We start from the raw sequence: 21,629 nt of genomic DNA, 5'->3' as shown, positions 1-21,629 counted from the left end.
GTCCCTGAGGCGGGCTGCCGCGGGCGCTGGGCGTCCGCGGCGGCTGCGCGCCCCGCGGCCTTTCGTTTCCTCCACCGGGCATACCCATGAACGTCTATCTCCTCCAGATCATCAATGGGATCGGGGTAGGCATGCTGTACTTCCTCCTGGCAGTCGGCCTGTCCATCGTCTTCGGTCTGTTGCGTTTCGTGAATTTCGCCCACGGGGCGTTCTATCTGCTGGGCGCATACTTCTGTTTCCAGGCCATCCAGTGGGGCCTGAATTTCTGGCTCGCGCTGGCCATCGTGCCGCTGCTGGTGGGCGCCGGCGCCTGGGTCGTCGAGAAAGTGCTGCTGCGCCACGTCTACGCCCAGGCGCACGAGTTCCACATCCTGATCACCGTTGGCCTGGCCCTGGTCTTGCAGGAACTGGTCATCGTGATCTGGGGGCCGATAGGCGACAACGTCGCCGCGCCCTCGGCCCTGCAAGGCGTGGTCATGTGGGGCAGCTTCATCTATCCCAAGTACCGCCTGTTCGTGATCGGCTTCACCGCGGTCTTCTCGCTGCTGCTCTGGTACGTGCTGGAAGGCACGCGGCTGGGCAGCGCGGTGCGGGCCGGCAGCGAATCCACCGAGATGGTGTCCATGCTGGGCATCAACGTGTTCCGCATGTTCAGCCTGGTGTTCGCGCTGGGCGCGGCGACCGCGGCCTTGGCTGGCGTGCTGGCGGCGCCCATACGCGGCGTCGAACCCTTCATGGGCATCGAGGCCCTGGGCATCGCCTTCGTCATCGTGGTGGTGGGCGGCATGGGCAGCTTCTTCGGCGCGCTGGTCGGCGGCCTCCTGATCGGCGTGGTGCAGAGCGTGATGAGCACGCTGTGGCCGGAAGGCGCGCGGCTGATGATCTATGTGGCGATGGCGGCGGTGCTGCTGCTGCGTCCCCACGGCCTGATGGGGAGAGGATGATGACGCGCTTGAAATCTCATGCCCAATTGCTGCTGGCGCTGGCCGTGGTGCTGCTGTTGCCGCTGTGCATGCAGTCGGGCTCGCTGGCCACGGAAGTGCTGATCTATGCGCTGGCGGTGCTAGGCTGCAACCTGCTGCTGGGCTTCACCGGCTTGCTGTCGTTCGGCCAGGGCATCTTCTTCGGCCTGGGCAGCTATGCCGTCGGCATCCTGCTGACGCGCACCGGCCTGCCCATGCCGCTGGCGCTGCTGGCCGCGATGGCGGTAGGCGCGCTGGGGGCGACGCTGGTCGGTTGGTTCGCGATCCGCCAGCGCGGCACCTACTTCGTGATGCTGACGCTGGCCTTCGCGCAGATGTTCTACTTCCTGGCGTACAGCCTGCCTGACCTGACCGGGGGCGACAACGGCCTGCTGGACGTGCCGCGTCCGGCGTTGTCGGTGGCGGGCGTGGAACTCTTGCCGCTGGCCTCGCCCTGGCAGTTCTATGCCTTCGTGGCGCTGTGCTTCCTGGCGATCTTCTGGCTGCTGCTGCGCGTGACCAATTCGGTGTTCGGCCGCACCTTGCTGGCGATCCGCGACAACGAGGCGCGCGCCATGGCGGTAGGCTACAACGTGCGCCTCTTCAAGTTGGCGGCCTTCGCCATCTCCGGCGCCGTCACCGCGCTGGCGGGGGCCTTCCTGGCGATGATGACCGGCATCGCGCCGCTGTCCAGCATCGAATACCACAGCAGCGAGATGATCCTGGTCATGACCGTCATCGGCGGCACCGGCAACCTGTTCGCCTCGGTGCTGGGCGCCGCCTTCTACGTGCTGTTCGCGGACTGGCTGTCCACCTTGTGGCCGCGCTGGCTGATGTTGCTGGGCTTCCTGCTGATCGCGGTCAGCCTGTTCATGCAGAAGGGCTTGTGGGGACTGGGAGTACGCATTTGGCTGGCGCTGCGGCGCAAGCCTGCCGGCGGCGAGCCGGCCGCCAAGGAGGGACGCGCATGAGTCCGCAAAATTCCGCGCCACTGCTGCAGGCCAAGGGCATCGTCAAGCGCTTCGGCAAGTTCGTGGCCCTGCATGGGGTGGACCTGCAGGTGCAGCCGCGCACGGTGCATTCCGTCATCGGTCCGAACGGCGCCGGCAAGACCACGCTGTTCCACACGCTGACAGGCACTTTGCGCACCAGCGAAGGCAGCATCGTGTTCGACGGCCAGGACGTGACGCAGGAGGCCGATTATCAACGGGTGCAGCGCGGCATCGCGCGTTCCTTCCAGGTCACCAGCCTGTTCGCCAATCTGTCGGTGCGGGAAAACCTGCGGTTGGCGGCGCAGGGCGCGCATCGCGCGGGCGCATTCGACTGCTGGCATCCTCCAACCGGTCAGCGATCTCAGCGCGAAGTCGTCGACGCGGCGCTGGAACGCCTGGGCTTGGCGCGATTTTCCGAGGTCGCGGCGGGCGCGCTGTCGCACGGCCAGCAGCGGCGCCTGGAAGTGGGCATGGCGCTGGCCGCCAGGCCGCGCGCCATTTTCCTGGACGAACCCACTTCCGGCATGGGGGTGGACGACCTGGATGAGATGAAGCGGCTGATCCGCAGCCTGCGCGACGACCACACGGTGGTGCTGATCGAGCACAACATGAACATCGTGATGGACATCTCCGACACCATTACGGTGATGCAGCAGGGCCGCGTGCTGGTCGAAGGCACGCCTGCCGCGATCCGCAGCGACGAGCGGGTGCGCGCCGCGTACCTGGGCAACATGATCACGGGAGGCCGGGCATGATGCTGCATGTCGACGCCGTACACAGCTATTACGGCAAGAGCCATATCCTGCAAGGCGTATCGCTCGAGCTGCCGCAAGGCGAGGTGATCACGCTGCTCGGGCGCAACGGCGCGGGCAAGTCGACCACGCTCAAGACCATCGCAGGCGTGATCGCGCCCAAGGGCGGCGCGGTGCGCTACGGCGGACGCGACATCGCCGGACTGCCGGCGCACAAGATCGCGTCCATGGGTATCTGCCTGGTGCCCGAGCACCGCGGCATCTTCAAGCTGCTGACGGTCGAGGAAAACCTGAAACTGGGCATGCGCCGCGATTCGCCCTGGCAGCTGGAAGACGTCTACCGCATCTTTCCCCGCCTGAAGGAACGGCGCAGGAATGGCGGCGGCCAGTTGTCCGGCGGTGAACAGCAGATGCTGGCGATCGGGCGCGCGCTCATGAACCATCCGCGCGTGCTGATGCTGGACGAGCCGGTCGAAGGCCTGGCGCCGGTGATCGTCGAGGAGATCGTGGCGCAGATCAAGTCCATCAAGCAGGCCGGCGTCACCATCCTGCTGGTGGAGCAGAACCTGGAAGTCTGCATCCAGCTGGCCGACCGCCATTTCATCATCGAGCAGGGATCCATCGCCTACGCAGGCAGCAACGCGGCCTTCATCGCGGACGAAAACGTGAAGGACCGATACCTGGGCGTGGGCGTCTAGGGACCGCCTGTGCCGCGCAACGTGAAGCAAGGGAACATCATGGAAATGAACACATTGGAGGCCGTCAGCGGCATCCGCGTCGACGGCAACCGTCTTTGGAACTCGTTGATGGAGCTGGCCCGCATCGGCGCCACCGACAAGGGCGGGGTGTGCCGGCTGGCGCTGAGCGACCTGGACCGGCAGGGCCGCGACCTGGTCTGCGCCTGGGCCCGCGAGCTGGGCTGCAGCGTGCGCGTGGACGCCATCGGCAATATCTTCATGCGCCGCCCGGGCCTGCGCGATGATTTGCCCGCCGTGATGACCGGCAGCCATATCGACACCCAGCCCACCGGCGGCAAATTCGACGGCAACTACGGCGTGCTCGCCGGGATCGAGGTTCTGCGCACTCTGCACGAGCGCGGCATCGCCACCGAGGCGCCGCTGGAAGTGGTGGTGTGGACCAACGAAGAAGGCTCGCGCTTCGTGCCGGTGATGATGGGCTCGGGCGTGTACGCCGGCGCCTTCACGCTGGAGCATGCGCTGGCGGCGCGGGACCGCGACGGCGTCAGCGTGGACCAGGCGCTGCGCGCCATCGGCTACGCGGGGCCGGAGCCCGCTCGTCCGGGCTCGGTCAGCGCCTACTTCGAGGCGCACATCGAGCAAGGCCCCATCCTGGAGGATCGCGGCATCACCATCGGCGCGGTGCAGGGCGCCCTGGGCCAGCGCTGGTACGACGTGGCCATCACCGGCCAGGAAGCGCATGCCGGGCCCACGCCCATGGAGCTGCGCCGCGACGCCTTGCTGACCGCGTCCAGGCTGGTGCTGGAGGTCAACCGGATCGCGCTGGAGCACGCGCCGCATGGCCGCGGCACCGTGGGCTGCATCGACAGCTTCCCGAACTCGCGCAATGTGATCCCGGGCCGGGTGGCGCTCACCGTGGATTTGCGCGCCGCCGATGACGCCACGCTGGACAGCATGGCTGCGGCGTTCGCCCGCGTCTGCGAGGAACTGGCCGAACCGGGCCGCTTCCAGGTCGAAAGCAAGGAGGTGGTGTACTTCCCGCCGCAGCCCTTCGAGCCTCGGCTGGTGCAGGCGATCCGCGACGGCGCGCGCACGCTGGGCCTGGATTCGCTGGACGTGATCAGCGGCGCGGGCCATGACGCCGTCTACATGGCGCGGGTGGCGCCCACCGCCATGATCTTCGTGCCGTGCAAGGATGGCATCAGCCACAACGAGATCGAGGACGCGCAGCCCGAGCATCTGGAGGCGGGCTGCAATGTGCTGCTGCACGCCATGTTGCGCTGCTGCGGGCGTATCCAGTTGGCCGATGGGACCGCGCAATGAAGGCGCTGATCGCAAGGCTGAACCATGAAACCAACACCTTCTCGCCGGTGCCCACGCCCTTGTCGGCCTTCGGCAACGGCGGTCCCGCCTACGATGCGGCGGCCTACGAAGAGAACCAGGGCAAGCGCACGGCGATGTCGGCATTCATAGACCTGGCCGAAGCGCGCGGCGCCGAACTGGTCACGCCGGTCTCGGCCACCGCCTATCCCAGCGGGCGCGTCGACGGCCAGGCCTATGCGGAACTCTGCGACCGCATCGTGGCCGCCGCGCCGGGTTGCGACGTCATCCTGCTGGATCTGCATGGCGCCATGGCGGTGGAGACCACCGACGATGGCGAGGGCGACCTGCTCGAACGGCTGCGCGCGGCCGCGCCCGGCGCGCCGATCGCGGTGGCGCTGGACCTGCATGGCAACGTCACGCAGAAGATGATGGACAACGCCGACGTCATCGTCAGCTTCAAGACCTATCCCCATATCGACATGTACGAAACCGGCGAGCACGCCGGCAGGCTGCTGTTCGCCGGCATCGACGGCGGGTGCAAGCCGGTCATGGCGTGGCGCCGGCTGCCGTTGGTGTCGCATTCCCTGCGCAGCAACACCGCCGAAGGCGCCATGCGCGCCGCCGTCGAAGCGGCGCGCCAGGCCGAGGCCGCGGGGGCGCTGGGCGTGTCGGTGCTGGCGGGCTTCGGCCTGGCCGACATCCCGCATCCCTGTGTCAGCGTGGTCGTGGTGGCCGACGGCGACCGCGCCGAGGCGGAGCGCGTGGCGGGCGAGATCGCCGCCCTGATCTGGGAGCAGCGCGACGGATTCTTCTATGACAGCGAGCCGCTGGCCGAGTCGCTGGCGCGCGCCAAGATCCTGGCCGAAGGTGCAAGTAAGCCGGTGCTGCTGCTGGACCATGGCGACAACTGCATGAGCGGCGGCACTTGCGACACCCTGGACGTGCTGATGGCCGCGCTGGATGCAGGCCTGGAAGGCATACAGGCGGGGCTGTACTGCGATCCCGAGGCGGTGGCCGAATTGACCCGCGCCGGCGTCGGCGCCACGGTGGAGCTGCCGGTGGGCAACAAGCGCGCCATCGGCGAGATCGGCCGGCAGGCGCGGCCCGTCACGCTGCGCGGCACCGTGCGCGCGTTGAGCAACGGCGAATACGTGATCAGCGGCCCGACCTACACCGGGCAACTGGCCTGCATGGGCCGCAGCGCGGTGCTGGACATAGGCGCCGCGCAGCTGGTGCTGACCGAGCAGACCCACGAGCCCTGGGACCTGGGCGTGTTCCAGAGCCTGGGACTGGATCCGTCCCGCGCCCGCTACGTGCTGGTGAAGTCGCGCATGTATTGCCGCCCGGTGTTCGTGCCGATCTCGCAGGCGCTGGTTGAATGCGACAGCCCCGGCGTGACCAGCTCCGACTGGTCGCTGTTCGAATTCCGCAGGCGCGCGCGGCCGCTGCATCCGCTGGAACCCATGGCGGCGGGCGACTACGATCCCCGCGCAGACGGTCAATAAACCAGCTGGAAGAGCAGGGCGCCGCAGGCGGCAGCTGTGGCGCCCGGGCAACGGACATTCTCAAACAAAAAGTAACATAAATGAGAATGATTCCGTTTGTCGTAGAATGGGGCGCTCAGTGATTCCAGCCCCCTTTGGTGCAGCCGGCCCGGCAAGGCCCTGGCCTTCCGGCACATTCCAGACGCATTCGTAGTTCTCCAGTGCGCGCGTGACCCCATCGGGATTTTGATTTCTGCCCGCGAACTTCCCGACATGAAAATCCGAACTCTTGCCTGCATGGCCGCCGCGCTGCCGTGCTATCTCCCCGTTGTCCACGCCCAATCCGCGTCCGATCAATCCGGTTCCGTCGTTTCCATGGACGCGATCAAGGTCGAGGCCAGCGCCGATGCCTCGGCCGGCGGCTTGGCCGAACCCTTTGCTGGCGGGCAGGTTGCGCGCGGCGGCCGCATCGGCCTGTTTGGCACCCAGGACATCATGGACACGCCGTTCAGCATCACCAGCTACACCAATGAATTGATCCAGGACCGGCAGGCCCGCAGCGTGGGCGACGTGCTGCAGAACGATTCCGGCGTGCGAGTGGCGCGCGGTTTCGGCAACTTCCAGGAGTCGTACTTCATCCGCGGCTTCATCCTGGGTTCGGACGACGTGGCCTATAACGGCCTCTACAGCCTGCTGCCGCGCCAGTACATCGCCACCGAGCTGTTCGAGCGCGTGGAGGTCCTGCGCGGCGCTTCGACCTTCCTGACGGGCGCCTCGCCTGGCGGCGGCGGCATCGGCGGGGTGATCAACCTGGTGCCCAAGCGCGCGCCGAACGAACCGTTGACCCGCGTCACCACCGGCGTGTCCAGCGGCGGACAGTTCCAGTTGTCCACCGACATCGCCCGCCGCTTCGGCCCCGGCGACAGCACCGGCATCCGCTTGAACGCCGCGCAGCGCAGCGGCGACACCGGCATCGACGATGAACACTCGCGTACCAGCCTGGTCTCGCTGGGCCTGGACTGGCGTTCGGCCGACACGCGATTGTCCGCGGACATCGGCTGGCAGGAAAACAAGCTCAAGCGCGCGCGTCCCAACGTGACGCTGGGCGCCGGCGTCACCAAAGTGCCGGACGCGCCCGACGCCAGCTCCAACTATGCGCAGCCGTGGTCGTATTCGAATGAGCGCGATGTCTTCGGCACCGTGCGCGGCGAACATGATTTCAGCGACAAGCTGACCGCCTATGCGGCGTTTGGCATGCGCCGCAGCGACGAAGCGAACTCGCTGGGCAACGTCACGCTGACCAACGGCAGCACGGGCGCGGGCACCTTCTACCGCTTCGACAACACCCGCGAAGACAGCGTGAACACGGGCGAACTGGGCCTGCGCGGCAAAGTGCGCACGGGCCCGGTGGGCCACGAGTTCGTCGTGTCGGCATCGTTCTTCGACCTGAAGAAGAAGAACGCTTATGTGATGGACTGGCAGAACACCTATCCCACCAATATCTACAACCCGATTTCGTATGACAAGCCGCCGTTCAGCGCCACCGCGCTGCGCGGCAACGACCTGGACGATCCGGCGCTGCAGGGCCGTACCCGCCTGAGCAGCTACGCCATTGGCGACACGCTGTCGTTCCTGGACGACAAGGTGCTGCTCACGGCCGGCATCCGCCATCAGCGCTTGTCGCAACGCGACTACGCGTACAACACCGGCAAGGAAAACGGCGCCTACGACGCCAGCCACAATTCGCCCGCCGCGGGTCTGGTCGTCAAGGTCGCGCCCAGCGTTTCGCTGTATGCGAACTACATCGAGGCGCTGGTCGCGGGACCGACCGCCCCGGCCAATGCCGGCGGCAAGCCGGTGCCCAACGCCGGCCAGAGCCTGCCGCCGTTTGTCTCCAAGCAGAAGGAAATCGGCGCGAAGTATGAAGGTGATGGACTGGGCGCGGGACTCGCGCTGTTCTCGACCGACAAGCCGCGCGCCATGTACAACGCCAGCAACGAGCTGACCACGTCCGGCAAGGACCGCCACCAGGGCGTGGAACTCACGATGTACGGCGAGCCCATCAAGAGCGTGCGCCTCTTGGGCGGCCTGACCTGGCTGGACGCCAAGCAGATCTCCACCGGCAACCCGTCCATCGACGGCAACCGCGTGATCGGCGTGCCGCGCTTCCAGGCCAACATGGGCGTGGAATGGGACATCCCCGGCGTGCCGGGCCTGGCGGTGGACGGCCGCGTGGTCTATACCGGCTCGTCCTACGCTGACGACGCGAACACGCTCAAGGTGCCGGGCTGGACCCGCTTCGATGCGGGCCTGCGCTACATGATGGATGTGGACGGCCACGTCGTGACCCTGCGCGCCCGCGTGGACAATATCGCCAACCGCAACTACTGGTCCTCGGTGGGCGGCTATCCGGGCAACGGCTACCTGGTGCTGGGCGGACCGCGCACCTTCTTGCTCAGCGCAAGCATGGACTTCTAAGGCCGGGCGGCGTTCACCAGAACCAGCCGCCACGCGTCAGATCCGCCTCGCAGCCCTTGTACTGCGAGGCGAATTTCTGGGCCCGCGCCTGCACCTTCTGCGATACGGTCTTGAGCCAGGCCTTGCGGTCATAGCTGCGGTTGCGGTAGCCGGTCCAGCCTTCGTGGTAGTTCAGGTACTGGCCGTAGGCATCCGACTTGGACACGCCGTTGATGCGCTGGGTCTTGTTCATGTACCAGCCCATGAAGTCCAGCGCGTCGGCGAAGTCGTCGCGGCTGGAGCCCCAGCCGCCGGCATCTTTCTTGTAGTCGTCCCAGGTTTCGTCCTTGACCTGGGCGTAGCCGTAGGCGGAACTGACGCGGCCCCAGGGGATGAAGCCCAGGAAGTAATAGCGCGGCGGCACCGCGTCATGCTTGAAGGAAGACTCCTGGTACATCATGGCCATGGGCACCGGCACGGGCGCGCCCCATTTCTTCTGTACCTTCAGGGCGGCATCGTGCCAGTCCGGCTTTTCGCGAAAGATGGCGCAGATATTCTCGGGATTCGAGGGCGGCGCGGTGGCGCAGCCGGCAAGCGCCAGCAGTAGCAGCGGCGGCAGCAATAGCCGGGTCATTGGCGGTCTTCCTCCGGAGATCGGGGCTGGGGTGGGGCGGATGTCACAAGATACCGCGATTGTATGAAAACGTATCGCCGAAAAAGTTCCGTCCCTGAAATTCTCCGACCCATGCCGCATGCGCCAGGCAAAGAAAAACGGCCCCGGATCGCTCCGGGGCCGTCTTGCAGGCAATGCAGCCAGGCTGCGCTGCCCGTGATGCTTAGACTTCGATGACGTCAGCGACGTCCTTGTAGTCGGCGATCTTGTCGAAGTTCAGGTACTGGTAGATCTGGTCGCCGCTCTTGTTGATGACGCCCATGTCGGCCATGTACTCGTCCTTGGTCGGGATGCGGCCCAGCTTCGAGCAGATGGCGGCCAGTTCGGCCGAACCCAGGTACACGTTGGTGTTCTTGCCCAGGCGGTTGGGGAAGTTGCGGGTGCTGGTCGACATCACGGTCGCGCCTTCGCGCACCTGTGCCTGGTTGCCCATGCACAGCGAGCAGCCCGGCATTTCCGTGCGGGCGCCGGCGGTGCCGAACACGCCGTAATGGCCTTCCTCGGTCAGTTGCGTGGCGTCCATCTTGGTCGGCGGGGCGACCCACAGCTTGACCGGGATGTCGCGCTTGCCTTCCAGCAGCTTGGAGGCTGCGCGGAAGTGGCCGATGTTGGTCATGCAGCTGCCGATGAACACTTCGTCGATCTTGGCGCCGGCGACTTCCGACAGCGTCTTCACGTCGTCCGGGTCGTTCGGGCAGGCCACGATGGGCTCGTGCACGTCGGCCAGGTCGATCTCGATCACGGCGGCGTACTCGGCGTCGGCGTCCGGCTCCAGCAGCTTGGGGTCGGCCAGCCAGGCTTCCATGGCCTTGATGCGGCGGCCCAGCGTGCGCTCGTCTTCGTAGCCGTTGGCGATCATCCACTTCAGCATCACGATGTTGCTGTTGATGTACTCGATGATCGGTTCCTTGTTCAGGAACACCGAGCAGCCGGCGGCCGAACGTTCGGCGGAAGCGTCCGACAGTTCAAAGGCTTGTTCGACCTTCAGGTCGGGCAGGCCTTCGATTTCGAGGATGCGGCCGGAGAAGATGTTCTTCTTGCCTTGCTTGGCGACCGTCAGCAGGCCTTGCTTGATGGCGTACAGCGGGATCGCGTTGACCAGGTCGCGCAGGGTCACGCCGGGCTGCAGCTTGCCCTTGAAGCGGACCAGCACCGATTCCGGCATGTCCAGCGGCATCACGCCGGTGGCGGCGGCAAAGGCGACCAGGCCCGAACCGGCCGGGAACGAGATGCCGATGGGGAAGCGGGTGTGCGAGTCGCCGCCGGTGCCGACGGTGTCGGGCAGCAGCATGCGGTTGAGCCACGAGTGGATCACGCCGTCGCCCGGGCGCAGCGAGACGCCGCCGCGGGTGCTGATGAATTCCGGCAGCGTGTGGTGCGTCTTGACGTCCACGGGCTTCGGGTAGGCGGCGGTGTGGCAGAACGACTGCATCACCAGGTCGGCCGAGAAGCCCAGGCAGGCCAGGTCCTTCAGTTCGTCGCGGGTCATGGGGCCGGTGGTGTCCTGGCTGCCGACCGAGGTCATCTTCGGTTCGCAGTAGGTGCCCGGGCGGATGCCGCGGCCTTCCGGCATGCCGCAGGCGCGGCCGACCATCTTCTGGGCCAGGGTGTAACCCTTACCGGTATCGGCCGGATCCTTGGGCAGGCGGAACAGCGTCGAGGCCGGCAGGCCCAGCGCTTCGCGCGCCTTGGCGGTCAGGCCGCGGCCGATGATCAGCGGAATGCGGCCGCCGGCGCGCACTTCGTCGAACAGCACGTCGGACTTCACTTCGAATTCGGCGATGACTTCGCCGTTCTTCAGAGCCTTTCCGTCATAGGGGCGCAGTTCGACCACGTCGCCCATTTCCATCTTGGAAACGTCGAGTTCGATCGGCAGGGCGCCGGCGTCTTCCATGGTGTTGTAGAAGATCGGAGCGATCTTGTTGCCCAGGCACACGCCGCCGAAACGCTTGTTCGGCACGAAGGGGATGTCTTCGCCGGTGAACCACAGCACCGAGTTGGTGGCCGACTTGCGCGACGAACCCGTGCCGACCACGTCGCCCACGTAGGCGACCAGGTGGCCCTTTTCCTTCAGGGATTCGATGAACTTGACCGGGCCGCGCTTGCCGTCTTCTTCCGGTTCGAACGCGGCGCCGTCGCGCTTGTTCTTCAGCATCGCCAGGGCGTGCATCGGGATGTCGGGGCGGGTGGTGGCGTCGGGAGCCGGCGACAGGTCGTCGGTGTTGGTTTCGCCGGGCACCTTGAAGACGGTGATCGTCAGGCTTTGCGGCAGTTCCGGACGGCTGGTGAACCATTCGGCGTCGGCCCAGCTTTGCATCACAGACTTGGCGTTGGCGTTGCCCTTGTCCGCCTTTTCCTTCACGTCGTGGAAGGCGTCGAACATCAACAGGGTCTTCTTCAGCGCATCGGCGGCGATGGTGCCGATTTCAGCGTCGTCCAGCAGGTCGACCAGCGGGCCAATGTTGTAGCCGCCCAGCATGGTGCCGAGCAGTTCAGTCGCCTTGGCGCGGCTGATCAGCGCACAAGCTTCCTTGCCCAGCGCCACGGCGGCCAGGTACGAAGCCTTGACCTTGGCGGCGTCGTCCACGCCGGCCGGCACGCGGTGGGTCAGCAGCTCGACCAGGTTCTGCTCTTCGCCAGCGGGCGGGTTCTTGAGCAGTTCGATCAGTTCAGCGGTTTGTTTGGCCGTAAGGGGCAGCGGGGGGATCCCCAGAGCCGCGCGTTCGGCAACGTGTTGGCGGTAGTTATCCAGCATGTGAGGCCTGCTCAAAGTCGGGTTGGAAGAAGGGTTGTTGGCCGGATTGTAGAGGTAACAGGGGGACGCAAGCAAATGTCTTATATCTTATATAAGACTTGAGGCCATAGCTGTTGCTTAAGGGCGACGCGCAGGCGGCGCAGCCGGCTGAGGGGGGCTGCGGGTACGGGCCTGCCGGGGGAGTCCGGGCGCGCGCAGGGGCACGCCCGGCGGGACGGCCTAGCGCGGTCCGGCGTCGTAAACCACGCCCACCCGCGCGAAATTGCCGCCGTACTGCTTCACGTCAACCTGGAACGGCGCGCTTTCCTCCGGCTTGAGCTTGGGCAGCCGCAGTTCCTGGTAGGCCGCGCCGGTCAGCTTGTCCTGGGCGTCGTACAGGCTGACCCAGACCTTGACGTTTTCGACCTCGGCCTGGCTGTCGTTGCGTACGCGCCCGTGCACGGTCACGTACTTGTAGCGGAAGCGGTAGCTGAAGTTCAGGGTGCCGGTCCCGACCTGGGCCTCGGTGTTCTCGACCGTGACCGCCAGCTTGGGGCGGGGGCCGGGCAGGGCGGCGCGCTTGGCGGGCAGCCAGTCGGTCTTGGCCTCGGTGTAGCGGTCGATGCGGCCGGTCAGGGCCACCGGCACCCGTTCGCCGGGATACAGGCGGGCTGGCAGGCTCCAGGCCTGGCGGACGTCCAGCCGGCGGGAACCGTCGAACAGCGAGATATCCGCCTTCGGCGACAGGACGACGTACTGGTCGCTGGTGTTGACCAGCTCGGCGTACAGGATCGGGCGCTCGATCTCGTCGAGCAGGCGGCGCGGCGCGGACAGCTTGAGCGCGCTGGCGTCGAACAGGGCGAAGTCCGGATCCAGCAGTTCCTCGGTGGTCAGGCGCACATGTTCGATGACGCGCACATCGGCCGGGCTGACGCGCACGATGCGGCTGGGCGGCGCTTCTTCCTTGGACGCGGCGGGCATGGCGGCATGGTCTTCGCTTTGCACCATATAGTCGTAGGACGCGACCCGGCCTTCGGCCAGCATCTCGCCGCGCGCGTCGAACGAGGTCAGCGCATTCGGCGCCAGCGGGCTGGCGGCGCCGTAGCCATTGGCCGTGCCGATCAGCTTGCCGTCCTCGCCGTACAGCATCACCGTGATCTGGCTGCTGTTGGCCTCGTTGGCGCCGTTGTTCTTCAACAGGCCGACCAGGCGGTAGGCGCCGTCGTTGCGCACCAATTGCACCTTGCTGGCGACCACGTCGTTGTTCTTGCCCCGCGCCAGCGACGGCTGGGACACCTGCAAGGTGTAGCGGCTGTAGGCCTGGCTGGGCGTGGAGATCGTGACGGGGGTGTATTCGCCCGGTTGCAGCGAGCGCGCCGGCGCCGATCCGGAATTCGACGGCAACGACAGTTCGCCCTGGAAGAACGAAGCCGTGACGCGCGGCACCTCGATCTTCCTGCCGGTCTCGTTGCGCATGATCATGACCAGCTGCGTGCGGTCGCGGACCCGGATTTCCTGCACGTCCGTCAGCTTGACCAGCGAGGCGTCGATGGGAGGGGGCGCCGGCGGCTGCCGCGTGACGGTCGGCTTGGAACCGAGCAGGGAGGCGGCCAGCGGAACCACGAACACGGCGGCGACGGCGACCGCGATCGCCGCGATGGCGCGCGGGCCGAGCTGCGGCTTGGGCGCCGGCTGCTGCATCCCGCGCAGGATCTTCTCCAGCCTTTGCGCGACGTTGTCTTCGACCAGCGTGACCGCGTGGCAATGGCTGCAGCGGTATTCGTTGGTGTCCAGCTTGGTGAATTGGGCGCTGCCGCAGGTCGAGCAGGTCAGCGTCACCGTATTGATCGTGGTCTGTTTGGGCGTCATTCTCGCAGCCGTGCACGCCGGATCCAGACGGCGCGGCGGATGGCGCGGCGGGAGCAAGGCGCAAGGGATTTACAGGGCGGCAAGGATAGCGGCAGGGGGTGGGAGGCATGGTGCACGAGCGCATCTGTTTGTGACCAAATGTGTTATTGGGCTTGCCGGTGCTATCATCGCCGGCGGAAAAATCAGATCCGAAATCCCTTACGCTGTTCCCCGTCGATCCGCTCCCGTGCCGCGCAACGCGCCGCCCCGGGCAGAGCCGAGGCAGGTCAGGCTCTACCCACTAGCATGAGCATTTCCCAATATTTGCTGTTCCTCGCCTGCGTGGCGCTCGCCACCTATGCGCAGACCATGACGGGCTTCGCCTTCGGGCTGGTGCTGCTGGGCCTGTCGGGCGTGTTCCAGCTGGCGTCGGTGTCCGAAGTGGCCAACGTGGTCAGCGTGCTGTCGCTGGTGAACGCGGCGGTGACGCTGGCGCGCGCCAAGCCCCAGGTGAACTGGTCGCTGATGCGGCCCGCCATGGCCAGCAGCCTGATCGGCGTGGGGGCGGGCGTGGCGGCGCTGGCCTGGATCAGCGGTTCCATGAGCGTGCTGCTGCAGCTGCTTCTGGGCTGCACCATCCTGGGCTGCGCGGTGTTGCTGATTGCCCGCGCGCAGCCGCTGGCGCGCGTGTCCTCGCGCGGTTCGTTCGTGTTCTTCGGGGCGATTTCGGGCGTGCTGGGCGGATTGTTTTCCAGCGCCGGGCCGCCCATGGTCTATCACCTGTACCGCCAACCCCTGCCGCTGGCCGCCATCCGCAACAGCCTGCTCATCCTGTTCTCGCTCAATGCGGTCGTGCGCCTGGCGCTCGTGACCGGGCAGGGGGCCTTCATGGCCTCGTCGTTCTGGCTGAGTCTGCTGGCGCTGCCGGTTGTGATCGGCGTCACCTGGGTGGCGCGCCGCTACAGCACGGCTGGCTCGATGAAGACCGTCAAGCGCATGGTGTTCGTGCTGCTGCTGGCGGCCGGCATGGGTTTGATCGTGCCGGCATTCAGGACGCTCGCGGCCGGCTAGCCGCGAGTCCGCGTGGATGACGCGGCGTCAGCCGCGTTCGCCGGTGATGTAGCGTTCGAGTTCGTGGATGATGAACTTCTGTTCGCTCATGACGTCCTTGACCAGGTCGCCGATGGAGAGCAGGCCGATCAGTTTGCCGTCTTCGATGACAGGCAGATGACGGAAGTGGCGTTCCGTCATCATCGCCATGCAGTGCTCGCGCGTATCCGTGCGGCCGACGTAGTAGACGGAATCGGTCATGATGTCCCGCACTTTCGTGGTGCGCGAGGAGCGGTCCTGCAGCACGATCTTGCGGGCGTAATCGCGCTCGGTCAGCATGCCCAGCACTTCGTCGCCCTGGACCACCACCACGGCGCCGATGCTGCGTTCCGCCATGATCCTGACGGCTTCGAACACCGAGGCGTCGGGCGAAACCGTCACGACGGAATGATTGGCTTTTTCCCTGAGTATCTCAGCAACTGTCTTCACGATGCGCTCCCGTATCGCTGGTGAGGATAAAACCCAAGCTCCATCCTAAGCCTGGCGGCGGTGTTGCCGCAAGCGCGGCGCTTATTTCACCGCCTTGTCCCGGAACGCCTGGCTGGCCATTTCGCGCAGGTTGCGCGTGGCGCTGCGCTCGGTGGCGGGATTCCACGCCAGCGAAATGCCGATCGTTGCATCGGCGGGAAAATCGGCCAGCGTCTTGTAGACGACATTGGTGCCCGGAAGGCGCCGGCCGCCGGCCGGCACCAGGGCCACGCCCAGGCCGCTTTCCACCAGGCTGAGCAGCGTCTGCACTTGCACCGCTTCCTGTGTGATGCGGGGCGTGAAGCCGCGCAGCTGGCAGGCGTTGATGGCGGCCATGCGCAGGCCGGCGGCCTCGGTGGCGGTGTACATGATGAAGGCTTCGTCGGCCAGGTCCGCCAGGCGGATACGGCCGCGCCGCGCCAGCGGATGCGTCTTGGGCACGGCCAGCGCGAAGTTCTCGGTCGTCAGCGGCGCAAGCCGCACGTTCGATCCCATCGCCACCGGCACGCGCACGATGCCGATCTCCAGCGTGTCTTCCTCGAGTTCCTGCATGATGCGTATGGAAGTGGCTTCGCGCAGCACCACGGTGACGCCGGGATAGCGCTGCCGGAACGGCGGCAGGATGCGCGGCAGCACGCCGTGCGTGGCCGAGCCCACGAAACCGATGCGCACGGTGCCGCCTTCGCCCGCGGCGCCGGCGCGCGCCGCCTGCCGGAATTGCTCGGCATGGAACAGGGCGCGGCGGGCCTCGTCCAGCGCGGCCAGGCCCGCCTCGGTGAGTTTTACGCCCTGGCGGCCGCGCAGGAATAGCGGCACGCCCACCATCTCTTCGAGCTTGCGTATCGAGACGGACAGGGGCGGCTGCGACATGTGCAGTTTTTCGGCCGCGCGGTGGAAATTCAACGTTTCGGCCAAGACCAGGAACTGCTGCAGATGACGGAAATCCATGGGGGCGCTCCGGATGGCGGTGGGCATGGATGATATGAAGTTCGTATCGATAGGGATATTGGTGCTATCCCTTCGGTATCGGGCAGTCATGCCGCGCAAGCCCCGGGCACAAGACGGCGGCGGTATGATGGAACGCATTACAAGGAGGAAACACCATGAATGAAGTCATCGTCGCGTCCGCCGTCCGCACCGCCATCGGCGATTTCGGGGGCGCGCTGAAAGACGTGCCGCCGTGCGATCTGGGCGCAACCGTCATCAAGGCCGCGCTGGAACGCGCCGCCGTCAAGGGCGATGAGGTCGGCCACGTCGCCGTGGGCCACGTCATCAACACCGAACCCCGCGACATGTACCTGTCGCGCGTGGCGGCGATGAACGCCGGCATCGCCAAGGAAACCCCCGCCTTCAACGTCAACCGCCTTTGCGGTTCCGGCCTGCAGGCCATCGTGTCGGCCGCGCAGACCATCATGCTGGGCGACGCTGAAATCGCCGTCGGCGCGGGCGCCGAAAGCATGAGCCGCGCGCCGTACATCGCGCCGGCGCAGCGCTGGGGCGCGCGCATGGGCGACAGCGTGATGCTGGACATGATGACCGGCGCGCTGTCGGATCCATTCGGCCGCATGCACATGGGCGTGACCGCCGAGAACGTGGCGGCCAAGTTCGGCATCAGCCGCCAGGACCAGGACGCCGTGGCCGCGGAATCGCATCGCCGCGCCGCGGCCGCCATCGACGCCGGCTACTTCCGCGACCAGATCGTGCCGGTGGTGATGAAGTCGCGCAAGGGCGAAGTGGTGTTCGACACCGATGAGCACGTGCGCCGCGACGTCACGGCCGAAAACCTTGCCAGCTTGAAGGCCGTATTCCAGAAGGAAAACGGCACCGTCACGGCGGGCAACGCCTCGGGCCTGAACGACGGCGCGGGCGCGGTGGTGCTGATGAACGCCTCGGTCGCGGCCAAGCGCGGCGTCAAGCCGCTGGCGCGCCTGGTGGCCTATGCCCACGCGGGCGTGGATCCCAACATCATGGGCATCGGTCCGGTGCCGGCCACGCAGGCCGCGCTCAAGCGCGCGGGCCTGACCGTGGACCAGCTGGACGTGATCGAAGCCAACGAAGCGTTCGCCGCGCAGGCATGCGCCGTGTCGCGCGAACTGAAGCTGGATCCGGCCAAGGTGAACCCCAACGGCAGCGGCATCGGCCTGGGTCACCCCATCGGCGCCACCGGCGCGATCATCACCGTCAAGGCGCTGCACGAACTGCAGCGCGTGGGCGGGCGCTACGCGCTGGTGACCATGTGCATCGGCGGCGGCCAGGGTATCGCCGCCATCTTCGAGCGGATCTGAAGCGCCAGGGGGCGCCCTGGAGCGCCCAGTCGCTAGTCAGCCCCCTCGCTGCGCGAGGGGGCTTTATTTTTCGAGGTAGTCCTGGGCCCACGCCTGGCATTCGGCGCGCAGCAGCGCGCCCATCTGCGCCCGCCGCGGCGCGTCCAGCCGGCTGCTGATCGCGCCGAAGCTGAAAGCCACCCAGGTCAGTTCCGACACGCGGAACGCCGCGCCCACGCCCGACACGCCGGGCGTGATGGTGTCGACGATCTCTGAATAGCCCGAGGCGCGCGCCTGCCTGACCGATTTCATCAGGGCGGCGCTGGATGCGCCGATCTGCGCGTAGGTCGCGGCATGCCGCGCATACAGCGCGGCGATTTCTTCGTCGGGCAGCGTGGCCATCAGCGCCAGTCCGCCCGCGCCCACGCCCAGCAGGCGCCGCTCGCCCTGGTCGATGGTAAACACCTTGACGGGGAATGAACCCGCCTCGCGCAGCAGGCACAGGGCGTAGTCGCCCTGGCGTATCACCAGGAACACCGTGTCGCCCGACAGGCGCGCGAGCTTCTGCGCGAATGGACGCAGCGCGTCCAGCAGCGGCGTGCGCCGCAACGCCGCGAATCCCAGTTGCATGGAATCCACGCCCAGACGATAGCGCCGGGTCGTGGCATCGCGCTCGGCGAACTGCTCTTCCAGCAGGCAACTGAGCAGCCGGTGCGCGGTGGAGCGTTCCAGCCCGGCCTCGGCCATGACGCCTTGCAGATCTATGCCTTCTTCCTGATGCTGCGCCAGCACGCGCAGCAGGCCCAGGGCGCGCCGCATGCTCTGAGTACCGCCTGTGGAACCGCTGTTGTTCATAATGTGGGAAAAAGTAGTTGAATATTTTGTATTTTAGGATTCCAGGTGCGTTAATTCAATCCAGTCGACCGCGCCGCCTCTCAAGGCGCGGCAGAACAAGGACGAGGAGACCATGGAATACGCCACCCTGGCCGTCGAGCGGCACGACTCGGTATGCCGCATCAGCCTGGCGCGCGAATCCGCGCGCAATGCCCAAAGCCAGCAGATGCTGGACGAACTGGACGACGCGTTGACGCGCGCCGAACAGGACGATTCGGTGCGGGTCGTGGTGCTGGCCGGACGCGGCGCGCACTTTTCCGCCGGCCATGACCTGAAGGAAGCGCAGGCCAAGCGCGCCGACTTCACGGTGGAGGAGCGCTGGGATTACGAGTCGCGCCGCTACTACGGCTATTGCATGCGCATCTGGGACTTTCCCAAGCCGACGGTGGCGCAGGTGCAGGGCGCCTGCGTGGCAGGCGGTTTCATGATCGCCAATATGTGCGACCTGGTGGTGTGTTCCGACACGGCCTATTTTTCGGATCCCGTCGGCCACACGCTGGCGGCCGCCGCCACCGAGGTGCTGATCCATCCCTGGGTCATGGGGCTGCGCAAGGCCAAGGAAATGCTCTACACGGGCGAAAAAGTGGACGCGCAGGAAGCGCTGCGCATCGGCATGGTGAACCGCGTGGTGCCCGAGGCCGAGCTGGACGCCGCGACCCTGGCGCTGGCGCAGCGCATCGCGCAGGCGCCGCCTTTCGGCCTGCGCCTCATCAAGCGCTCGCTGAACCGCACGGCCGACGCGCAGGGCTTTCGCACCGCCTTGTCGGCGCATTTCGATACGCACCAGCTGTCGCACATGAGCGAAGAGTTCCAGGCCGTGCGCGACCGCGGCTTGGCCCAGGCCATCCAGCGTAATAAGAAGGGCGAGACCGCATGACTCTGGACCCCTTGCTCAACCCGCGCTCCATCGCGATGATCGGCGCCAGCGCCGACGCCGGGCGCATCGGCGGCATGCCGCTGGACCTGCTGACCCGCTTCGGTTACGCGGGCGGCATCTATCCCGTAAATCCGAAGTACCAGGAAGTGTTCGGCCGCCGCTGCTGGCCGGATATCGAATCCGTGCCCGAGCCGGTGGACTTGGCGGTGCTGGCGATCGCGGCCGCGGATGTCACGCCCATGCTGCGCCGCTGCCACGCAAAGGGCGTGCGCGCCGCCATCGTCTACGCCGCGGGCTTTGCCGAAGCGGGCGGCGAGGGCGCGCGCCTGCAGGACGAGCTGGAGGCCTTCGTGGCGGAAAGCGGCATGGCCGTGGCCGGCCCGAACTGCATGGGCTTCGCCAACCTGAACACGCAGGCCTACACGGCGTTCGCCTCGGTCTTCAAGACCGCGCCGGCGCAGACGGGGCCGGGCAAGGTCAGCCTGCTGACGCAGAGCGGCAACGTGTGCGCGGCGGTGTATGCGATTGCGCGCCGGCTGGACCTGCCGTTCTCGCATTTCATCAACACCGGCAACGAAGCCTGCCTGGATTTTTCGCAATACCTGGAGTACCTGGCGGCGGATCCGCAGACGGAAATCGTGCTGGGCTACATCGAGCAGCTGCGCGACGGCGAACGCTTCATACGCGCCTGCCGCGAACTGGAACGCCAGGGCAAGCTGTTGATCGCGCTGAAGGCCGGCACCACGGACAAGGGCGCGCAGGCGGTGCAGTCGCATACCTCGGCGCTGGCCGGGGACCGGCGCGTGTACGGCGCGGCCTTCCGCCAATTGAATGTGATCGAGGCCACCGATTTCGCGCAGATGGCGCATCTGGCCAGCCTGGCCACGCTACGCCACCGCACGGCGGGCAAGCGCGTCGCGGTGCTGACCATGTCGGGCGCGCTGGGCGCGATCCTGGCGGACAAGTTCATCGGCGCGGGGCTGGACCTGCCCGACCTGCCGCCCGAACTGCAGGCGGTGCTGCGCGGCGGCATTCCCGACTACGGCATGGTCGGCAATCCGGTGGACGTGACCGGCAACGTGGTCAACGATCCGGCCTTCGTGCATACCGTGCTGGAAGCGCTGGCCACGACCGATGCGATCGACGCGGTCGTCGTGTATGCGCCCGGCTACATGCTGGACCGCATGGCCGACGCGCTGACGGACGTGTCGCGCCGCCATCAACGGCTGTTCGTCGCCATCGATACCGGCCTGGCGCAGAGCCGCGCCGCCTTGCGCGACGCCGAGGTGGCCGTGTTCGAGGACTTGGGCCTGGCAGTCGCCGCCCTGGCGCCCTACCTGCTGTGGTGCGAGGCGCGCGGCGCCAAGCGCATCGCGGCGGCGCCACAACTGGACGCGCCAGCGGTGCCGGCCTTGCCCTGCAATGAAGCGGATGCTCGCGGTTACGTGGCCGCTTTCGGACTGCCGCAGGCGCGAATCAACGTGGCCGCGACCGCGGACGAAGCCGTCGCGCAAGCGCGGGCGGCCGGATATCCGGTGGCCCTGAAGATACTGAGCGCCGACATCGCCCACAAGACCGAGGCGGGCGGCGTCGCGCTGAACCTGGCCGACGACGACGCCGTGCGCCGCGCGTACGGCGAGGTGACGCGGGCCGCGGCCGCGGCGCAGCCGGACGCGCGCATCGACGGCGCGATGGTGCAGAAGATGGAGCGCGGCGTGGCCGAGATCATCGTCGGCGCCACGCGCGATCCCGTCTTCGGTCCGGTGCTGACCGTGGGCCTGGGCGGCGTGCTGACCGAGTTGTACCAGGACACCAGCCACCGCCTGCTGCCAGTGGACGAGGACATTGCGCTGCAAATGCTGCGGGAGCTCAAGGCCTACGCGTTGCTGGACGGCTATCGCGGCAAGCCCCTAGCCGACGTGGCGGCCGCGTGCCGCAGCATCGTGGCGGTGGGCAATGCCTTGCTTGCCGCGCCCGAGCATGTGGCGGAAATCGAAGTCAATCCATTGCTGATCAAAGAGGCGGGACAGGGCGTGGCGGTACTGGACGCGCTGATCCTGCCCGCAACCCGTAGCGCCTAGCGCGCAATCCAT

Annotated in this window: 17 protein-coding genes; 11 read left to right on the top strand and 6 right to left on the bottom strand. The window is 66.9% G+C overall.

Going from position 1 to position 21,629, the window contains the following annotated elements; genetic code table 11:
- Positions 1-86: 86 nt before the first annotated feature.
- From BRO63_RS20890 to BRO63_RS20860, 7 genes are all read left to right on the top strand, one after another.
- Positions 87-944, top strand: a complete 858-nt coding sequence (locus BRO63_RS20890; protein WP_054452975.1) for a branched-chain amino acid ABC transporter permease — start codon at positions 87-89, stop codon at positions 942-944.
- Complete coding sequence (locus BRO63_RS20885) at positions 944-1,933, top strand: branched-chain amino acid ABC transporter permease (RefSeq protein WP_088141630.1); 990 nt, start codon at positions 944-946, stop codon at positions 1,931-1,933. Before BRO63_RS20890 ends, BRO63_RS20885 begins: the two co-directional genes overlap by 1 nt.
- A complete protein-coding gene (locus BRO63_RS20880; RefSeq protein ID WP_088141629.1) occupies positions 1,930-2,709 on the top strand; it encodes an ABC transporter ATP-binding protein in 780 nt (259 codons plus the stop codon). The genes BRO63_RS20885 and BRO63_RS20880 overlap by 4 nt, the downstream gene beginning before the upstream one ends.
- Positions 2,706-3,404: an ABC transporter ATP-binding protein gene (locus tag BRO63_RS20875; protein WP_088141628.1), complete on the top strand. Its 699-nt coding sequence runs from the start codon at positions 2,706-2,708 to the stop codon at positions 3,402-3,404. Before BRO63_RS20880 ends, BRO63_RS20875 begins: the two co-directional genes overlap by 4 nt.
- Before the next feature lie 39 nt (positions 3,405-3,443).
- Positions 3,444-4,727 carry a Zn-dependent hydrolase gene (locus BRO63_RS20870; protein ID WP_088141671.1) on the top strand — a complete coding sequence of 428 codons (1,284 nt, stop codon included), beginning with the start codon at positions 3,444-3,446 and terminating at the stop codon, positions 4,725-4,727.
- Complete coding sequence (locus BRO63_RS20865) at positions 4,724-6,232, top strand: M81 family metallopeptidase (RefSeq protein ID WP_088141627.1); 1,509 nt, start codon at positions 4,724-4,726, stop codon at positions 6,230-6,232. Before BRO63_RS20870 ends, BRO63_RS20865 begins: the two co-directional genes overlap by 4 nt.
- 252 nt (positions 6,233-6,484) lie before the next feature.
- A complete protein-coding gene (locus tag BRO63_RS20860) occupies positions 6,485-8,689 on the top strand; it encodes a TonB-dependent receptor (protein ID WP_088141626.1) in 2,205 nt (734 codons plus the stop codon).
- 13 nt (positions 8,690-8,702) lie between these two features.
- Here BRO63_RS20860 and BRO63_RS20855 read toward each other — a convergent pair whose 3' ends face one another.
- From BRO63_RS20855 to BRO63_RS34525, 3 genes are all read right to left on the bottom strand, one after another.
- Positions 8,703-9,302 (bottom strand): transglycosylase SLT domain-containing protein, encoded by a 600-nt coding sequence (locus tag BRO63_RS20855; protein WP_088141625.1) that lies wholly within the window; start codon positions 9,300-9,302, stop codon positions 8,703-8,705.
- Positions 9,303-9,504: 202 nt separating this feature from the next.
- Positions 9,505-12,096, bottom strand: coding sequence for a bifunctional aconitate hydratase 2/2-methylisocitrate dehydratase (gene acnB / locus BRO63_RS20850; RefSeq protein ID WP_088141624.1), 2,592 nt, complete (start codon positions 12,094-12,096; stop codon positions 9,505-9,507).
- A 219-nt stretch (positions 12,097-12,315) separates the two neighbouring features.
- On the bottom strand, positions 12,316-13,944 hold the full coding sequence (locus BRO63_RS34525; RefSeq protein WP_256943368.1) for an FxLYD domain-containing protein: 1,629 nt from the start codon (positions 13,942-13,944) through the stop codon (positions 12,316-12,318).
- Positions 13,945-14,229: 285 nt separating this feature from the next.
- On the opposite strand from BRO63_RS34525, the gene BRO63_RS20835 reads away from it, so the two are divergent.
- Positions 14,230-14,994 (top strand): sulfite exporter TauE/SafE family protein, encoded by a 765-nt coding sequence (locus tag BRO63_RS20835; protein WP_088141623.1) that lies wholly within the window; start codon positions 14,230-14,232, stop codon positions 14,992-14,994.
- 27 nt (positions 14,995-15,021) lie between these two features.
- Here the strand turns inward: BRO63_RS20835 and BRO63_RS20830 are convergent, their stop codons facing one another.
- Complete coding sequence (locus BRO63_RS20830; RefSeq protein ID WP_088141622.1) at positions 15,022-15,462, bottom strand: CBS domain-containing protein; 441 nt, start codon at positions 15,460-15,462, stop codon at positions 15,022-15,024.
- Between the two features lie 81 nt (positions 15,463-15,543).
- Positions 15,544-16,449: a LysR family transcriptional regulator gene (locus tag BRO63_RS20825; protein WP_088141621.1), complete on the bottom strand. Its 906-nt coding sequence runs from the start codon at positions 16,447-16,449 to the stop codon at positions 15,544-15,546.
- A 155-nt stretch (positions 16,450-16,604) separates the two neighbouring features.
- Between BRO63_RS20825 and bktB the strand changes: the two genes are divergently transcribed.
- A complete protein-coding gene (gene bktB / locus BRO63_RS20820; protein ID WP_088141620.1) occupies positions 16,605-17,786 on the top strand; it encodes a beta-ketothiolase BktB in 1,182 nt (393 codons plus the stop codon).
- Positions 17,787-17,849: 63 nt separating this feature from the next.
- Here the strand turns inward: bktB and BRO63_RS20815 are convergent, their stop codons facing one another.
- Positions 17,850-18,620 carry an IclR family transcriptional regulator gene (locus BRO63_RS20815; RefSeq protein WP_088141619.1) on the bottom strand — a complete coding sequence of 257 codons (771 nt, stop codon included), beginning with the start codon at positions 18,618-18,620 and terminating at the stop codon, positions 17,850-17,852.
- Positions 18,621-18,732: 112 nt separating this feature from the next.
- On the opposite strand from BRO63_RS20815, the gene BRO63_RS20810 reads away from it, so the two are divergent.
- Both BRO63_RS20810 and BRO63_RS20805 read left to right on the top strand, forming a co-directional pair.
- Complete coding sequence (locus BRO63_RS20810) at positions 18,733-19,536, top strand: enoyl-CoA hydratase (protein WP_088141618.1); 804 nt, start codon at positions 18,733-18,735, stop codon at positions 19,534-19,536.
- Positions 19,533-21,617 carry an acetate--CoA ligase family protein gene (locus tag BRO63_RS20805; protein WP_088141617.1) on the top strand — a complete coding sequence of 695 codons (2,085 nt, stop codon included), beginning with the start codon at positions 19,533-19,535 and terminating at the stop codon, positions 21,615-21,617. The genes BRO63_RS20810 and BRO63_RS20805 overlap by 4 nt, the downstream gene beginning before the upstream one ends.
- Positions 21,618-21,629 lie beyond the last annotated feature (12 nt).

This window comes from Achromobacter xylosoxidans (assembly GCF_002192695.1).
Classification (GTDB): domain Bacteria; phylum Pseudomonadota; class Gammaproteobacteria; order Burkholderiales; family Burkholderiaceae_B; genus Achromobacter; species Achromobacter xylosoxidans_C.
Note: the sequence above shows the minus strand (reverse complement) of the source record. Positions and strands in the feature narration are given on the sequence as shown.

Bases quoted from the DNA above. Each gene is read 5' to 3' on its own strand.
- BRO63_RS20890 (WP_054452975.1), top strand. From the start codon at position 87: ATGAACGTCTATCTCCTCCAGATCATCAATGGGATCGGGGTAGGCATG.
- BRO63_RS20885 (WP_088141630.1), top strand. From the start codon at position 944: ATGACGCGCTTGAAATCTCATGCCCAATTGCTGCTGGCGCTGGCCGTG.
- BRO63_RS20880 (WP_088141629.1), top strand. From the start codon at position 1,930: ATGAGTCCGCAAAATTCCGCGCCACTGCTGCAGGCCAAGGGCATCGTC.
- BRO63_RS20875 (WP_088141628.1), top strand. From the start codon at position 2,706: ATGATGCTGCATGTCGACGCCGTACACAGCTATTACGGCAAGAGCCAT.
- BRO63_RS20870 (WP_088141671.1), top strand. From the start codon at position 3,444: ATGGAAATGAACACATTGGAGGCCGTCAGCGGCATCCGCGTCGACGGC.
- BRO63_RS20865 (WP_088141627.1), top strand. From the start codon at position 4,724: ATGAAGGCGCTGATCGCAAGGCTGAACCATGAAACCAACACCTTCTCG.
- BRO63_RS20860 (WP_088141626.1), top strand. From the start codon at position 6,485: ATGAAAATCCGAACTCTTGCCTGCATGGCCGCCGCGCTGCCGTGCTAT.
- BRO63_RS20855 (WP_088141625.1), bottom strand. From the start codon at position 9,302: ATGACCCGGCTATTGCTGCCGCCGCTGCTACTGCTGGCGCTTGCCGGC.
- acnB (WP_088141624.1), bottom strand. From the start codon at position 12,096: ATGCTGGATAACTACCGCCAACACGTTGCCGAACGCGCGGCTCTGGGG.
- BRO63_RS34525 (WP_256943368.1), bottom strand. From the start codon at position 13,944: ATGACGCCCAAACAGACCACGATCAATACGGTGACGCTGACCTGCTCG.
- BRO63_RS20835 (WP_088141623.1), top strand. From the start codon at position 14,230: ATGAGCATTTCCCAATATTTGCTGTTCCTCGCCTGCGTGGCGCTCGCC.
- BRO63_RS20825 (WP_088141621.1), bottom strand. From the start codon at position 16,449: ATGGATTTCCGTCATCTGCAGCAGTTCCTGGTCTTGGCCGAAACGTTG.
- bktB (WP_088141620.1), top strand. From the start codon at position 16,605: ATGAATGAAGTCATCGTCGCGTCCGCCGTCCGCACCGCCATCGGCGAT.
- BRO63_RS20815 (WP_088141619.1), bottom strand. From the start codon at position 18,620: ATGAACAACAGCGGTTCCACAGGCGGTACTCAGAGCATGCGGCGCGCC.
- BRO63_RS20810 (WP_088141618.1), top strand. From the start codon at position 18,733: ATGGAATACGCCACCCTGGCCGTCGAGCGGCACGACTCGGTATGCCGC.
- BRO63_RS20805 (WP_088141617.1), top strand. From the start codon at position 19,533: ATGACTCTGGACCCCTTGCTCAACCCGCGCTCCATCGCGATGATCGGC.